This window comes from Roseomonas mucosa ATCC BAA-692 (genome assembly GCF_000622225.1).
Lineage (GTDB): Bacteria > Pseudomonadota > Alphaproteobacteria > Acetobacterales > Acetobacteraceae > Roseomonas > Roseomonas mucosa.
Genome location: NZ_JHWD01000002.1, coordinates 420030 through 435152 on the forward strand (window position 1 = coordinate 420030; position 15123 = coordinate 435152).

The following is a 15123-nucleotide window of genomic DNA, read 5'->3' on the forward strand; positions in this document are numbered from 1 at the left end:
CCAAAGGTTCCCGCGGATGCTACAGGGCTCCGAGCCCTGCCAGCCCCGCCAGGGCGCCTCCGAACAGCAGCCAGAGCGGGTGCACCTTCCAGCGCAGCGGGATCGCGGTGCAGGCCAGGGCGATCAGCGCCAGGCCGATGCCCCGTACCGAGGCCTCCGTGATCACGATGCCGCTGGCCACCACCAGGCCGGAGGTCATCGGCAGCAGTCCCTCCTGCACCCAGCGGCGCCAGGGCCGGTCCCGGCTGCGGTCCCAGAGGCGCACGGCGAGGATGGTCAGGGCCGAGGACGGGATGAACTTCGCGGCGCTCGCCACCGCCAGCCCGGGCCAGCCCGCCACGGTCCAGCCGACCAGCGGCACCACCATCAGGTTCGGCCCCGGCGCCGCCTGCGCCAGCGCGAAGAGAGCACTGAACTCCTCCGCCGACATCCAGTGATGCACCTCGACCACACGCCGCTGCATCTCCGGCAGGATGCTGTTGCCGCCGCCGAAGGCCAGCAGCGACAGCTCCCCGAAGATCAGGGCGATGGAGACCAGCACCGGCGTCATGCGGCGCTCCGGCGCGAGGCCAGGATGGCCAGCGGCGTCAACACGATCATGGTCGGCAGCAGCGGCAGGCGGAAGACGGCGATGGCCAGGACGCAGACCAGCGCCACCAGGGCCGGCCAGGGGCGGCGGAGCAGCGGCCGGGCGATACGGATGCCCGTGGCCAGCAGCAGCCCGGCGGCGGCGGCGGCCAGGCCGGCGAAGAAGTGCCGCACGGAGGGATCGTCGTGGTAGCGGTCGTAGATCACGCCCAGCGCGATCACCACCAGCGTGGGCACCGCGAGCAGGCCGGAGATCGCCGCCAGCGCGCCGGTCACGCCGCCGAAGCGGTAGCCCACCGCCACCGACAGGTTCACCACATTGCCGCCGGGCAGGAACTGGCAGAGGCCGAGCAGCTCGGTGAACTCCGTCTCGCTCATCCAGCGGCGCTTCTGCACGATCATGTGCCGTGCCAGCGGCAGGGCGCCGCCGAAGGCCGTCATGCCCAGGCCGAGAAAGCCCAGGAAGAGTTCCGCCCGGCCGGGATCGTGCCGCCCTGCCACCTGTTCGCCTTGCATCGGGCCCACCTCCATCCGCATCGCCACCTCCATCGCGCCAGTCCTTCGGCGCATCGCTTCCACGCACCGGCCGGAAGTGACGGGCTACGCTCCATCCTTCATTCTGTCTAATAGATGGAACAGCCCCAGGACATATCTTCAGGATATGGCACAGTGATAGAGACGCGCCTGCTCCGCTACTTCGTCGCCGTGGCGGAGTTCGGCCACCTCACCCGGGCGGCGGAACGCCTCGGCATCCGGCAGCCGCCGCTGAGCCAGCAGATCCGCCTGCTGGAACGCCAACTCGGCGTCACGCTCTTCCAGCGGCAGCCGCGCGGCATGGCACTCACCGAGAGCGGCGCGGCCTTCCTCGCCGAGGCGCGCGGCATCCTGCAGAGGATGGACGAGGCGGTGGCGCATGTGCGGGGCATCGCCGCCGGTGAAAGGGGGCGGATCGCCATCGGCTTCACCGGCTCGGCTGCCTTCCACCCCTTCGTGCCCTCCGTGCTGCGGAGCTTCCGCCAGTCCTCCCCGGGGGTGACGCTGGTGCTGGAGGAAAGCAGCTCGTCGGAGCTGATCCAGGCGCTGGAAGCGGAGCGGCTCGATGCCGCCTTCATCCGCGCCCCGAGCCTGTCCCTGCCTGGGCTGGTGGCCGAGGCCGTGCTGGAGGAAAGGATGCTGGCCGCCCTGCCCACAGCCCATCCGCTGGCACCCCATGGGCGCGGCGGCCGGCAACCCCTGCCCCTTGCCGCCCTGCGGCACGAGACCTTCATCCTGTATCGCCGCCACAGCGGGGCGGGGCTCTATGACGGCATCCTCTCCGCCTGCCGCGCCGCCGGCTTCAGCCCCTTCATCGGCCAGGAGGCGCCGCGCATGCTTTCCACGCTGAGCCTCGTCGCGGCGGGACTCGGGATATCTGTCGTGCCCGTCTCCATGCGCCGGCTGAACCTGGAAGGCGTGGCCTATCGCGCGCTGGAGCCGATGCCGGAACTGGTGGCGCCGATCCACCTCGCCTACCGCACCGGCCCTCTGCCGGAAACCTTGTGCCGCTTCCTGGCGGAGATCCGCTGCGCGGGAACGGACGCCATCCCGCCCGGCGGCATCGGGAAGCAGGCCGAATGAGCACCTGGCCCGCATTCCGCCCGCCTGGACCGGCACCCCCCCGGCAAACAAAAGCCCACTTTGTCACAGGCTTGATTCTGCGGCTGCCTTCACGCAGGCACGTGGGTCTTATGCAACCATAAGTTGAAATTCTTGTGCATAAAACAACTTATCAAGCATGAAACGACATTGACGGTGCGGGTGGTCTGCCTGCGGCCCACAACCATACCGTTGCCGTCCCGCTACATTCGCGCCGATTCGTCGGTCTCCTTGAGAACAGGCCTGGAAGGCAGCGCCAATGCACGACATAGTGATCTCATCACCAAAGCGAGGTTCGGCATGGCGCTCGATAAATCGCCTCGCCCAGTCATGATGCGGCATAGTCGGCGACTGTCAGACAAGCTTCTCCTGGCCTTTCATCAGGCCTGCGATCAGGGCGATGTCGAAATCGCCTGGGAATTGCTTCGGATCACGGAGAAGGCGCTGCTGAAATCCGGTCAATATTCGGGTCCGGAACGACGGAAGGGTGTGGAGAGCCTCGTGGCGGCGCATGAGCGCCTCTTCGAGATCCGCCTCGGCCTCGATCGCGATAATCCCAAGGCGCTGGTACTGGCCCAGGCTGATCTGGACTGACGTCGGCATCGGGGAGCGGACGGCCCCTCGCTCCCCATGCCCCGAAGGTCGACGGAATCGCGGATCCTGGCGCGACGGCCATCGCGGCGGACCGGGGAATGACCCGATCCGGCCAGGCAAGGTAGCAGCTTGAGTCCGGGACGTCGCTACGGGGTCGAGATCCGGGGCGCTCTGCTCGCCGATGCCACTGAACTGGCCATCCTCCTGCAGGGGGATGGACCGCCGATTCCACCCTTGCAGATGTCGGAACGGCTGGAACGCCTCCTGCGCGATCCTGCCAGCGCCGTTCTGGTCGCAGCCGATTATGGCCCCCTGGCTGGCGTCATCGCCCTGCACTGGCATTCCACCCTGCGGGACAACCGGCCTGTCGCGCGGATATCGGCCCTCCGTGTCGCGGAGGCGGACCGCAGGCGTGGGATCGGGCGTCTTCTGCTCAAGGCCGGGGCTCAGGCCGCACGGCAGGCGGGCTGCGACCGGCTGGAGGCCGCGCCACCATCCGGTGCCGCGGCTGGCTTGGCCTTTCTTCGCGACAGTGGCTTCACTGAGGAAGGCCCGGCCCTGTCCCGCGGCCTGCGCAAGCGGCAGGACCAGGGTGGATCGCTGTAGGAAGGCATCGCCCGGATCTGCGAATCCGCTTCCGGGACGAAAAGCTGCGGTGGCCGATCCGTCCGGACTCGTTCCGGGCGGGCGCCCGAAGCGTCCCTCCGAGGCAAGCCCCGTTCCGGTCGCCTAGTGGCGCTGGCTGCGGCCGCGCGCCGTGGTGGTCTTGGCAGCGGCCTTGGTGGCGGGGGCTTCCGGCTCGGCGCTGGCGGTGGGGGTCTCGCCGACCGCCGGCATGCCGCGTGCCTGATCGTAGCCCGCCTGCGCGCACTTCTCGATGGCGTAGAGCGTCTGCCACTTCTCCTTGCAGGCGGGCCGGTATGCCTCCAGCGGATCCACCACCTCCGGCGCCTTCGGCGTGGTGGAGCATCCGGCCAGGGCGACCAGCAGAACCAGGGCGATCTTCTTCATTGCTGTCTCGTGGTGAAACTCTGAGGGGTCTCATAAGCCGCTTGAAGGTTGAACGGCAACCGCCTCAATTCACTTGCAAGAGCCTGGATGCGGAATTCCCGGCGCCTGTCTCATGGCCGCCACGGCAGGGTGCCATCCGGCAACCGACGCGCGAAGAGGCTGGCCAGGGCCATCAACCCCGCCACCAGGAGCAGGGCCACCAGCGACACCGCCGCCGCCTGCGGGCCATCGCCCCCATCCTGGAGGTTGAAGACCAGCACGCCCAGGGTCTGCGTGCCCGGGCCGTGGAGCAGGGTGGAGATCGTGACCTCGTTCACCGCCTGAAGCGCCACGAGAATTCCCCCCGCGGCCAGCCCCGGTGTCAGCGGCGGCAGGTGGACGGAACGCAGGCGGGACCAGAGCCCCGCCCCCATGCCGCGCGCCGCGAAGTCCAGCAGCGGGTCGAGCCGTGCCGCGGCGGCGGCGGCGGGCCGCAGGGCCATGGCCTGGAACCGCGCCAGATAGGCGAAGAGGATCAGCGCCAGCGTGCCATAGGCCCAACCGCCAAAGGGGGTGGAGAGGACCAGCAGCAGCGCCGCGACGCCGGTGCAGGCCCCCGGCAGGGCATAGGAGAGATCCGTCCCGATCGCCCCGATGCGGACCGCCCGGCCACGCAGCGAGATCGCCACCGGCAGCGCCGCCAGGGCCAGGATCAGCGCCGCCAGGGCCGACAGGAGCAGGGAATTGCCCAGCGCGCCCAGGGTCTGCGAGCCCGGCGCGAAGGCCGCGCCCCAGTGGCGCAGCGTGGCCGTGCCGGCGGAGATCGGCACGCCGAAGGCCGGCACAAGCGAGGCCGCCAGCAGCGACAGCAGCGGCACCAACAGGACGAGTACGAGGCCCAGCCACAGCAGCGCCACACCCAGCCGGGCCCCCTGCCCCGCCCGCAAGGGCTCGAAGGGCTTGCCGGAGGGCAGCGACGCGGCCCGGATCGCCGCCCGCTGCGCCAACAGCCCCGGCGCGGCCAGCGCGGCGAGCAGCAGCGACAGCGCCGCCGACTGCCCCAGCGCGCCGGTGCCGGCGCCGGACAGCCGCTGCCAGATCAGGATCGGCAGGGTGATCCAGCGCGCCGGGATGCCCAGCAGGGCGGCCACGCCGAAATTGCCCAGCGCCGCGATCCAGGCGAGCCCCGCCCCGGCCAGCAGGCCGGGCAGGAGCAGCGGCCAGACGACGCGGCGCAGCGCCTCGGACGGCCCGGCGCCGAGTCCGCGCGCAGCGGCGAGGTTCTCCCCCGGCACGCGCCGCAGCACCGCCGCCATGGCCAGCAGCACCAGCGGCGCGCCTTGCAGGCCGAGAAGCGCGATCATGCCGCCGGGGCCGTAGAGCGGATTCGGGGTGCCCAGGGGCGGGGCGAGACCCAGGGCGAGAAGCAGAGGAGAGGACGGGCCCGCCGCCTGCGAGAAGGCCAGGGCCAGGACCTGCGGCGGCACCAGGGCCGGTAGGATGCACAGGAAGAGCAGAACCCGCCGCCCGGGCGGCGCGCGCAGCAGCAGCAGCGACACCAGCGCCATGCCGAGCAGGCAGGCCAGCAGGCAGGCCCCGGCCGCCACCGCCACGGTGCGCCAGGTGGCGCGCCAGACGGCCGCATCGGCGGGCAGCAGGGCCAGGGCCGGGCCGGAGGCCTCGCTCAGGAGCCGCAGCAGCGGCGCCGCACCGACCAGGACCAGCCAGGCCAGCGCCAGGAGCGCCAGCCCGCGGGAGGGCAGCAGGGATGGATTCAAGCGTCTATTCGATCAGGTCGTTGAAGCGGCGCAGGTCCGTTTCGTTCTCCTTCGCCGCACGGGCCGCGTCCAGGGGCAGGACCTTGATCGAATGCGGGTCGGGGAAGTCCGCCGGCGGCGCGACCCCGGGATCGGCCGGCAGGAAGCCCTGCTTCGCCGCCAGTTCCTGGCCTTCCCGCGACAGCAGGAAGGAGACGAAGGCCACCGCGGCCGGCACGTTCTTCGTGGTGGACAGGATCGCGGCGGGCTCGGTGACGGCGCTCACCCCGTCCTCCGGGAAGACGAAGCGGACCGGGGCGCCGCGCGCAGCCTCGCGCAGGGCCAGGTAGTCCACGGCGATGCCATAGGCGCGCTCGCCGCTCGCCACCGCCTGCAGGACCTGCCCGTTGCCGCCGCGCGGCTGCAGCCCTTGTTTGGCCAGCTTGCCGAGATAGTCCCAGCCCAGGCCCGGCGCCTGCACCATGGCGGCGACATGCAGCGCCGCCGCGCCCGAGACGCTGGGCGAAGGCATGGCGATCATGTTGCGCGCCTCCGGCCGCAGCAGGTCGGCCCAGCTCTTCGGCGCGAAGGGCGCGCGGGTGTTGTAGACGATGCCGGTGGTGATCAGCTTGGTCGCGAAGTAGCGGTGCTTCGGGTCCAGCCGCTCGGCCGGGACGCCGCCCGTCCTCACCTCGGGGCTTTCCCGTAGCCGCCCCTCGGCGGCCAGGGATTCGAAGGTCAGGGCATCGGCCAGCAGCAGCACGTCGGCGCGCGGGCTGCCGGCGGCGATCTCGGCGCGCAGACGGGGCAGGATCTGGTTGGTGCCGCCCCGCAGCCATTCCACCGTCACGCCGGGATAGCGCTGGCGGAAGGTCTCCACCGTTGCCGCCGCATCGGGCTCCAGCTGGCTGGTATAGAGGGTGAGGCTGCCCGAGACCGGCTGGGAGGGCGAGGTCTGATTCTGGGCCTGCGCGGCGCCGCCCGCCATGGCGAGGGCGGTGACCATGAGACCGGCGACAGCCCGGCGGGAGCCCAGGAGCGGGAATTGGCGGCGCATGATCTTCTCGCGAAGGAAGGGACCGGGCCGGTTGATGGATGGCCTGCCGGCCGCTGAAAAGCCCCCACGCATGAAGACTTCGTGACACCGCGCCGCAACATGCCGGGGCCGGGCGGTGCCCGGAACGGCAAACCCCGCCGCGGCAAGGCGCCGGGCGGGGTTTCCATGCCGCTCTCCGGGGCCGCGAGGCCAGCCCCGGGAGGAATGAGGGCTCAGCCGCGCCCGGTGATCGGCGTGAAGTCGCGCTTGACGGAGCCGGTATAGACCTGGCGCGGGCGGCCGATACGCTGCGTCGGGTCCTCGATCATCTCCTTCCACTGGCTCACCCAGCCGACGGTGCGGGCCACGGCGAACAGCACGGTGAACATGCTGGTCGGGATGCCCATCGCCTTCAGGATGATGCCCGAATAGAAATCGACGTTCGGGTAGAGCTTGCGCTGGATGAAGTAGTCGTCGTGCAGCGCGATCCGCTCCAGCTCCACGGCGAGGTCGAGCAGCGGCTCGTCCTTGATGCCGAGCTCGGTCAGGACCTCATGGCAGGTCGCCTGCATGATCTTCGCCCGCGGGTCGAAGTTCTTGTAGACCCGGTGCCCGAAGCCCATCAGCTTCACGCCCGAGTTCTTGTCCTTCACCTTCTCGATAAAGGCGGGGATGTTCTCGACGCTGCCGATCTCGCCCAGCATCTTCAGCACCGCCTCGTTGGCGCCGCCATGCGCGGGGCCCCAGAGCGCCGCGATGCCGGCGGCGATGCAGGCGAAGGGGTTGGCGCCGGTCGAGCCGGCCAGCCGCACCGTGGAGGTGGAGGCGTTCTGCTCGTGGTCGGCATGCAGGACCAGGATGCGGTCCATGGCGCGCGACAGCACCGGGTTGACCTTGTACTCCTCCGCCGGCACGGCGTTGAGCATGTAGAGGAAGTTCTCCGCATAGCTCAGGTCGTTGCGCGGATACACGAAGGGCTGGCCGATCGAGTACTTGTAGGCCCAGGCGGCGATGGTCGGCAGCTTGGCGATCAGGCGGAAGGCGCTGATCTCGCGCTGCTTCTCGTCGTTGATGTCCAGGCTGTCGTGGTAGAAGGCGGACATGGCGCCTACCACGCCGCAGATGATCGCCATCGGATGGGCGTCGCGGCGGAAGCCGTCATAGAAGCGGCGAAGCTGCTCGTGCAGCATGGTGTGCATGGTCACACCGTGCTTGAACTCCTTGAGCTGCTTCTCGTTCGGCAGCTCCCCGTGCAGCAGGAGGTAGCAGACCTCCACGAAGTCCGACTTCTCGGCCAGCTGCTCGATCGGATAGCCGCGATAGAGCAGGACGCCCTCGTCGCCGTCGATATAGGTGATCTTGCTTTCGCAGGCCGCCGTCATCCCGAAGCCGGGATCGAAGGTGAAGACACCCAGATCGGCATAGATCTTGCGGATGTCCGCGACGGAAGGGCCGATGGAGCCAGGAACCAGGGGAGCGGAACTACTCTTGTTCGTCCCGTCCAGCGTGATCGTGACCGACCCGTGACCGCTGTTGCTCATGCTTGGCTCCTCATTGCCTCCCGTACCTTCAGGGTCCGGGATCATGTTATGTTGCAGCGCAAATATGCGCCGACAAGCCGTCTTGTCCACCATCCCCCAGGCGCCGCCGGACCGGGCGCCAGGCGATGGCGCCGCCTACCGGCGATCCCTCCATTCCTCGGGCGGCACGACCCCATCGGCCCATAGGCCCCGGCCGGCCTGCCTTGCCCGGGCCTCGGCTTCGGAAAAACTCTCCGAACTCGCCAGGGCCCAGCCCGAAGACACAAGCATCGCGTTCAGAATCCTGCCATTTGCCTCGCAGATGGCCAGTGGACGGCGAAACACGTCCTGCCCGTGCAACTCGCAGACAAGGGCATGGTTCGCCACCAGATGGGCCAGCCTGTCTGCCGCAGCCACGCCGCAATCGAAACCCTGGCCCGCCGTATCGGCGCAGGTCTCGCCGCGCGACGGGGCCTGGAGCCCATCCAGGCGCACCACCTGCCCTTGCAGGCGCAGGGTCTCCCCGTCCACGACATGGATTTCCGCCGGATCGGCCTGGATCGGCCCTTCCGGCGGCGTGGCGGCCGGGGGCGCGGCGCCGGAGCCCAGGCCGGGAAGGCCGGCCAGGACCGGACGGAGATGCCCGGCGAGGCCCGCCCCGCCCACCGCATACAGATAGGCCCCACCGGCGGCGAGCAGCAGCAGGGCGGCCAGGCCGAGCGCCAGCGGGGCGCGGCGGCGCGGCGGCTTGCGATGGGAATGGAAGATCTTTCTCGGGCGTGCCACGGCACGGAGCCCTATCAAAGCCGAGGGGGGCCGGGAAGCGGGAAAACGCCCCTTCCCGGCCGGAAGCAAGACAGGCTCAGAACAGCCCGTCGAAGATGCCGCGCTCCTTGCGCTGGATGATCGGCGTTTCGCCATCCCCAGGCGGGCGGCCCAGGGCGAAGTTCTCGCGCAGGCGCTGGCTCTCCTTCTGCGGGTCCACCACCACGCCCGGCGGCGGCGCGTCGCGCCAGAACATCAGCCGGTCCACCACGGTCTGGCTCGGCTGGTTCAGCCGCAGGCTTTCCTCGTCCACCCTCCGGCGGATGGCAGGATCGACCGTCCCACCGGCCCGGGCGACCAGCGCGCTCTCGCCCGAGGACTGGCGGCTCGCCTGGGTGGACTCCAGGACGGCGCCGGGCACCAGGGCGCTTTCCCCCTGCTCGCGGGCCGAAAGCTCCTGCGGCCGCACCGCACCGGGGCGGGGCACGGGCAGGTTGTTCATGTCCGGCGGCAGCGAGAGCGGCGCGCGGGTCACCACCTGGAACTCGTCCGGGGCGTCCCGGGTGAAGCCCAGGGTACGGGCCGTGTCACCGCCGCATCCGGCGAGCAGGCCGAGGGAAAGGGCGGCCGGCAGGGCCAGGGCCACGGTCCGGCGTTGGGGCATCCTCATACGGGCTCCTTAGCCACGCCGTCGCGTCCGGTCGAGGGGGGACGGAAGAGCGCGTCCGCCACCAGGGCGATCACGCCCAGCACGATGGCCGCGTCGGCGATGTTGAAGACATACCAGTGCCACCCCCGGAAGGAGGCATCGACGAAGTCGAAGACCGCGCCGAAGCGCAGCCGGTCGATGACATTGCCGATGGCGCCGCCGATCACCGCGCCCAGGGCGACGGCGACCGGCCGGGTCTCCGCCCGGGCCATCCAGCGCAGCAGGATCAGCGTGATCACCAGGGCAAGACCGGCGAGCAGCCAGCCATGCCAGGGCGCATCCCCAGCCATAAGGCCGAAGGTGACGCCCCGATTCCAGACCATGGAAAGGTCCAGGCTGAAGGGCCCCGCCGAGAAGAGCGGGACATGGCCCCGCTCGGGCAGGCGCAGCACCTCCCCCATCCACCACTTGCTCGCCTGGTCGGCCACCAGGACCAGCACGGCGGCCACGAGGCCGAGCGGGATCATCCGGGCCGGAGTCGTGGGGCTGGGCATCAGGCGACCGCGGCCTCGCAGCGCAGGCAGAGATCGGCATGGCGCCGTCCAGGGGCACCGACCTCCGGCAGCACCCGCCAGCAGCGGGCGCATTTCGCCCCCTCGGCGGGGCGGAACTCCGCGGCGGGCGCCTCCGCCCCGGGGGCCAGTTCGAAGCCGGAGGTGATGCAGGTCTCGGCCCAGAGTTCCGGCGACAGCAGCCCGGCCTCGGCCTCCGGCAGCGCCAGCACCGGCGCGGCCTGCAGGCTGGAGCCGATCGTGCCGGCGGCGCGGGCCTTCTCCAGCTCCGCCGTCACCACGCCGCGCAGCTCGCGCACCCGCGCCCATCTGGCGGCCAGCGCCTCGTCCCGCCATTCCGCCGGGACCTCGGGGAAGAGCTGGAGATGGACGGAGTCGGTCTCGGATGGGAAGCGGGCCAGCCAGGCCTCCTCCGCCGTGAAGGGCAGGACCGGCGCCAGCCAGGTAGCGAGGCAGCGGTGCAGCACGTCCAGCACGGTGCGGGCGGCCCGGCGGCGTGGGCTGTCCGCCGCGTCGCAGTAGAGGCTGTCCTTGCGGATGTCGAAATAGAAGGCCGAGAGATCGGCGGCGCAGAAGGCATGGATCTCCGGCACCACGCCGGACCAGTCATAGCTTTCCACCGCCCCGCGGATGCGGGCATCGAGCTGGGTCAGCCGGTGCAGCACCCAGCGCTCCAGCTCCGGCAGCTCGGCATGGGGCACGCGCTCGGCCTCGGAGAAGCCGTCGAGATTGCCCAGCAGCCAACGCAGCGTGTTGCGCAGGCGGCGATAGAGCTCCGCCGTCTGCTCCAGGATGCGCGGGCCGATGCGCTGGTCCTCGGTGGTGTCGGCGTTCATCACCCAGAGGCGCAGGATGTCGGCGCCGTACTTCTTGGTGACTTCCTGCGGGGCGGTGACGTTGCCCAGCGACTTGGACATCTTCCGCCCGGACTCGTCGAGCGTGAAGCCATGCGTCAGCAGCGCCTTGTAGGGCGCCACCCCCCGGGTGCCGATGCTTTCCAGCAGGGAGGAATGGAACCAGCCGCGATGCTGGTCCGACCCCTCCAGGTAGAGATCCGCCGGAAAGGGCAGGCCACGCTCCGGCGTCAGGGTGAAGGCATGGGTCGAGCCGGACTCGAACCACACGTCCACGATGTCCATCACCTGCTCGTAGTCGTCCGGGTTCCGGCCGTTGCCCAGGAAGCGCTGCGCGGCGCCGGGCTTGTACCAGGCATCGGCCCCTTCCTCGCGAAAGGCGCAAACCACGCGCTCCAGCACCGCCGGATCGCGCAGCGGCTCGCCGATCCGCTTCTCCACGAAGACCGGGATGGGCACGCCCCAGGCGCGCTGGCGGCTGATGCACCAGTCCGGCCGGGCGGCGACCATGGAGGTGATGCGGTTGCGCCCGACCTCGGGCACGAAGCGGGTGACGGCCAGCGCGTCCAGCGCCTTGGCGCGGATCTGGTTGCCGTCGTCCATGGCGATGAACCACTGCGGCGTGGCGCGGAAGATCACCGGCTTCTTGGAGCGCCAGGAATGCGGGTAGGAATGCCGCAGCGAGCCCTTCGCGGCCAGCGTGCCCATGCTCTCCATCGCGGCCCAGACGGGCTCATGCGCCTTGAAGACATGGATGCCGGTGAAGCCCGGCGACTGCACCGAATAGGTGCCGTCGTCGTTCACCGTTTCCGGCACCGGCAGGCCGAAGTGGCGACCGAGGTTGAAGTCGTCCTCGCCATGGCCCGGAGCGATGTGGACGAAGCCCGTGCCCGCATCGGCGGTGACGAAATCGCCCGGCAGCAACGGCACGTCGAAGTCGTAGCCGCCCTCCGCGGGCGCCCAGCCGCGCAGCGGGTGCGCCAGCACGGTGCCCGCCAGCTCCGCGCCCTTGAAGACGCGGCGGATGGAATGGGCGCCGAGGCCGGCCTCCTTCGCGAAGCTTTCCAGCAGCGGCAGGGCGACCAGCAGGTTCTCGCCGACCTTCAGCAGCGAGCCCTCGGCCACCCCTTCCACGTGCAGCAGGGCGTAATCGATCTCCTCGCCATAGGCGACGGCGCGGTTGCCCGGCATGGTCCAGGGCGTGGTGGTCCAGATCACCACGCTGGCGCCCGCCGCCGCCTCGGCCGGCGAGCGCAGCACGCGGAAAAGGGCGTGCAGCGTCGGGCTGGTATGGTCGTGGTACTCGACCTCGGCATCGGCCAGGGCGGTCTTCTCGACCGGGCTCCACATCACCGGGCGCAGGCCGCGATAGAGCGAGCCGTTCAGCAGGAACTTGCCGATCTCGCCCGCGATCACCGCCTCGGAGGAGAAGTTCATCGTGGCGTAGGGATGCTCCCAGTCGCCGAGCACGCCCAGGCGCTGGAACTCCTCCCGCTGCACGTTCAGCCAGTGGCCGGCATAGGCGCGGCACTCGGCCCGGAAGTCGAGAATGGGCACCTGGTCCTTGTCCACGCCGCCCCGGTACTTGCCCTTGGGGTTGCGGTACTCCTCCTCGACCTTCCACTCGATCGGCAGGCCGTGGCAGTCCCAGCCGGGGACGTAGTTCGCGTCCTTGCCCGACATCTGGGCGCCGCGGTTGATCACGTCCTTCAGGATCTTGTTCAGGGCGTGGCCGATATGCAGCGGCCCGTTCGCATAGGGCGGGCCGTCATGCAGCACGAATTTCGGCATCCCGGCGGACTGGGCACGCAGGCGGTCGCGCAGCCCGGTCTCCTTCCAGCGGCCGAGCCAGCCGGGCTCGCGCTTCGGCAGGTCGCCCTTCATCGGGAAGGAGGTGCGCGGCAGGAAGACCGTGTCGCGCCAGTCCCGGGCGGGGACGGTGTCGGGGGTGGGGGCGTCGTTCATCGGGGCAGTTCCGGGCGGTCGGCCATGGCAATGGCGGGGGAAGGCGCGAAGGACAAGGGGAACCCGGCCCTCAGCCGAGGGCCGGGCGGGTAATTCGCGCTGTGTGCCGCCTGGACATGGGCGCCTTATGCGGAGGCCGGTCCGTTCCGGTCAAGTCACGCGCCATGGCGGGGCCGCGATGCTGCTGCGCCCGGTAGAGGCGCGCGGGCGGCGGCACGGGCCCGCAGGGCGGAAGCCCCGGCCGGAAACCCGGGAAAGCGGAGGCAGGAGGCGGGGAAACGGCGAAAGCCCCTCCGTCGCGGCGACGGACACCGGGGTGGCCCCCTCCCCGCACGGCGGGCGCAGGCCCTGGGAGGACGATCCGGCGTGCGCGCTGGAATGACCAGGACGTGGTCGCCGGGAAAGCATGGACGGTCCGTCGCCGGGCCGCCCGTCAACGGGGGCTGGCCGCGGGCGGCCGCCTTGCGGCCCGTTGCGGGTCCAGCCCCTTGCGGCGCGGTTACTGGGCCGTGCGGGCGGCGCTGTCCAGCAGGCCAGCAGGCAGGCGGTCCATCTGCTGGCGGGCGACGATGTTGCCGACAAGGGAAGCACCCAGGGCGGCGATGCTAAGCACGAGAGCGAGCATGGCAGGAACTCCTTCGGTCCGGGCCGGTGGAGGGGGCACTGCGCCATCCTCCACTCGGCAGGACACCATGGGGGGCGCCGGCGGCAGGCCGGAGCCTGTTTCGATCAGTCGGCCATCCGCAGGCGCGGCGGCAGGCCGTTCGGGTAAAGCGTGCTCATCACGACCTGAGCGGCGACATTGCCGCCGGCGAGCGCCGCGAGAACAGCAACGAACACGACTTCAAGCATGGGATGACCTCTTGGCTCGGCCGGTCCGATCCGGTCCGAGATCTGAGCATCAAGATGCTTCGCTGCGCCGCGTCATTCAAGCATAAACGGCATGCCATGCCTTGCTGTTCTTGAATGCCTGAGTTGGCTCCAAGTCAAAATCCAGCGTGTCTTATGTAAGTCCCGTGGTGTTTATCTTATGCATGACCAGAGCAGTTTTATCATGTGTCATATAGAACACGAACCTGACCAGCCATGACGGTGGCCTGCCGCCTCGCAGGTCGGGCCGGCCAGTCCGTTGCGTACCGGTCATCGCATGTCTGCCGGGCCGGTGCCCGCAGGCAGGGGGCGGCGGAACGGGCATGATCCGCGCCCCGCTGCCGGACGCCACGCCCTACGGGCCGCGCGCCTCCAGGCCCAGCACCCGCCGGGCGTCCTCGGCATCCTGGGCGATGGCGGCCTTGAGCTCCTCCAGCCCGGCGAAGGTCGCGTCCGCCCGCAGGAAGTTCACCAGCCGCACCCGGATCTCCTGGCCGTAGAGGTCGCCGGAGAAGTCGAAGAGATGCACCTCCAGCCGGGTCTGCGGGTCCCCGCCCAGGGTGGGGCGGCGCCCGATATTGGCGACGCCCTTCACTTCCCGCCCTTCCGGCAGGGCCACGGTCACGGCATAGACGCCGCGCGCCGGCTCCAGGTGCCGGCCGAGCCAGAGATTGGCCGTGGGCCAGCCCAGGACGCGGCCCAGCTTGTCGCCGTGCACGACCTCCCCTGCGATCTCCCAGGCCCGGCCCAGGTCGCGCGTCGCACGCTCGGGATAGCCGTCCTGCAGGGCGCGGCGGATGCGGGTGGAGGACAGGGTGCCCTCGGCATCCGCCACGGGCGGTACCACGGACAGGCCGATGCCGCGCGCCTCCGCGGCCTGGGCCAGAAAGGCGATGTCGCCGCCCCGCCGGTGCCCGAAGGCGAAGTCGGCGCCGCAGGCCAGGTGCCGCGCCCCGATCCCGCGATGCAGCACCTGCTCCACGAAATCCTCGGCGCTCATCGCGGCCAGTTCCGGCCCGAAGGGCAGCGCATAGACGATGCGGCAGCCCGCCGCCTCCAGCGCCCGCCGCTTTGCCGGCAGGGGGGTCAGACGGAAGGGCGGGTCGTCCGGGCGGAAATACTCGCGCGGATGCGGCTCGAAGGTGAGCGCCGCCAGGGGCAGGTCGGGCCGCGCCGCATGGGCCGCGCCCAGCACCGCCCGGTGGCCGCGATGCACGCCGTCGAAATTGCCCAGCGCCACGGCCGCGCCGCGCGCCACCGCCGGCACGCCGCGCCAGTCCGCGAGCAGCAGGCAATCCGCCTCGGGAACGGAAGGCTGGGCCATGGCC

Annotated in this window: 16 protein-coding genes; 3 read left to right on the forward strand and 13 right to left on the reverse strand. The window is 70.6% G+C overall.

Annotation, left to right across the window (positions count from 1 at the left end; all coding sequences use genetic code 11):
- Positions 1 to 19: 19 nt before the first annotated feature.
- On the reverse strand, positions 20 to 550 hold the full coding sequence (locus BT98_RS0104535) for a chromate transporter (RefSeq protein ID WP_019462317.1): 531 nt from the start codon (positions 548 to 550) through the stop codon (positions 20 to 22).
- Positions 547 to 1158 carry a chromate transporter gene (locus tag BT98_RS0104540; protein WP_237719396.1) on the reverse strand — a complete coding sequence of 204 codons (612 nt, stop codon included), beginning with the start codon at positions 1156 to 1158 and terminating at the stop codon, positions 547 to 549. Before BT98_RS0104540 ends, BT98_RS0104535 begins: the two co-directional genes overlap by 4 nt.
- 99 nt (positions 1159 to 1257) lie before the next feature.
- Between BT98_RS0104540 and BT98_RS23245 the strand changes: the two genes are divergently transcribed.
- From BT98_RS23245 to BT98_RS0104555, 3 genes are all read left to right on the forward strand, one after another.
- Positions 1258 to 2205 carry a LysR family transcriptional regulator gene (locus BT98_RS23245; protein ID WP_019462319.1) on the forward strand — a complete coding sequence of 316 codons (948 nt, stop codon included), beginning with the start codon at positions 1258 to 1260 and terminating at the stop codon, positions 2203 to 2205.
- Positions 2206 to 2373: 168 nt separating this feature from the next.
- Positions 2374 to 2817 carry a hypothetical protein gene (locus tag BT98_RS26500; protein WP_237719397.1) on the forward strand — a complete coding sequence of 148 codons (444 nt, stop codon included), beginning with the start codon at positions 2374 to 2376 and terminating at the stop codon, positions 2815 to 2817.
- A gap of 129 nt (positions 2818 to 2946) precedes the next feature.
- Positions 2947 to 3423, forward strand: a complete 477-nt coding sequence (locus BT98_RS0104555; RefSeq protein WP_026033419.1) for a GNAT family N-acetyltransferase — start codon at positions 2947 to 2949, stop codon at positions 3421 to 3423.
- A 123-nt stretch (positions 3424 to 3546) separates the two neighbouring features.
- Here the strand turns inward: BT98_RS0104555 and BT98_RS0104560 are convergent, their stop codons facing one another.
- The 11 genes from BT98_RS0104560 to BT98_RS0104610 form a co-directional block, all read right to left on the reverse strand.
- Positions 3547 to 3828 carry a hypothetical protein gene (locus tag BT98_RS0104560; RefSeq protein WP_019462322.1) on the reverse strand — a complete coding sequence of 94 codons (282 nt, stop codon included), beginning with the start codon at positions 3826 to 3828 and terminating at the stop codon, positions 3547 to 3549.
- A 110-nt stretch (positions 3829 to 3938) separates the two neighbouring features.
- Positions 3939 to 5585 carry an ABC transporter permease gene (locus tag BT98_RS0104565; RefSeq protein WP_019462323.1) on the reverse strand — a complete coding sequence of 549 codons (1647 nt, stop codon included), beginning with the start codon at positions 5583 to 5585 and terminating at the stop codon, positions 3939 to 3941.
- A 4-nt stretch (positions 5586 to 5589) separates the two neighbouring features.
- Positions 5590 to 6621, reverse strand: coding sequence for an ABC transporter substrate-binding protein (locus BT98_RS0104570; protein WP_037249891.1), 1032 nt, complete (start codon positions 6619 to 6621; stop codon positions 5590 to 5592).
- 212 nt (positions 6622 to 6833) lie between these two features.
- On the reverse strand, positions 6834 to 8141 hold the full coding sequence (gene gltA, locus BT98_RS0104575) for a citrate synthase (protein ID WP_019462325.1): 1308 nt from the start codon (positions 8139 to 8141) through the stop codon (positions 6834 to 6836).
- A gap of 135 nt (positions 8142 to 8276) precedes the next feature.
- Positions 8277 to 8906, reverse strand: a complete 630-nt coding sequence (locus BT98_RS25930) for a thermonuclease family protein (protein WP_051544247.1) — start codon at positions 8904 to 8906, stop codon at positions 8277 to 8279.
- 76 nt (positions 8907 to 8982) lie between these two features.
- Positions 8983 to 9549, reverse strand: coding sequence for a DUF3035 domain-containing protein (locus tag BT98_RS0104585; protein WP_019462327.1), 567 nt, complete (start codon positions 9547 to 9549; stop codon positions 8983 to 8985).
- Between the two features lie 2 nt (positions 9550 to 9551).
- Positions 9552 to 10088 (reverse strand): signal peptidase II, encoded by a 537-nt coding sequence (gene lspA, locus BT98_RS0104590; protein ID WP_226946051.1) that lies wholly within the window; start codon positions 10086 to 10088, stop codon positions 9552 to 9554.
- Positions 10088 to 12925: an isoleucine--tRNA ligase gene (gene ileS / locus BT98_RS0104595; protein ID WP_019462329.1), complete on the reverse strand. Its 2838-nt coding sequence runs from the start codon at positions 12923 to 12925 to the stop codon at positions 10088 to 10090. The genes lspA and ileS overlap by 1 nt, the downstream gene beginning before the upstream one ends.
- Positions 12926 to 13424: 499 nt before the next feature.
- Positions 13425 to 13550 (reverse strand): hypothetical protein, encoded by a 126-nt coding sequence (locus tag BT98_RS28370; protein WP_019462330.1) that lies wholly within the window; start codon positions 13548 to 13550, stop codon positions 13425 to 13427.
- 104 nt (positions 13551 to 13654) lie between these two features.
- A complete protein-coding gene (locus BT98_RS28375) occupies positions 13655 to 13777 on the reverse strand; it encodes a hypothetical protein (RefSeq protein ID WP_019462331.1) in 123 nt (40 codons plus the stop codon).
- A gap of 373 nt (positions 13778 to 14150) precedes the next feature.
- Entirely contained in the window at positions 14151 to 15119 is a 969-nt protein-coding gene (locus tag BT98_RS0104610) for a bifunctional riboflavin kinase/FAD synthetase (protein ID WP_019462332.1), read from the reverse strand.
- Between the last annotated feature and the right edge of the window lie 4 nt (positions 15120 to 15123).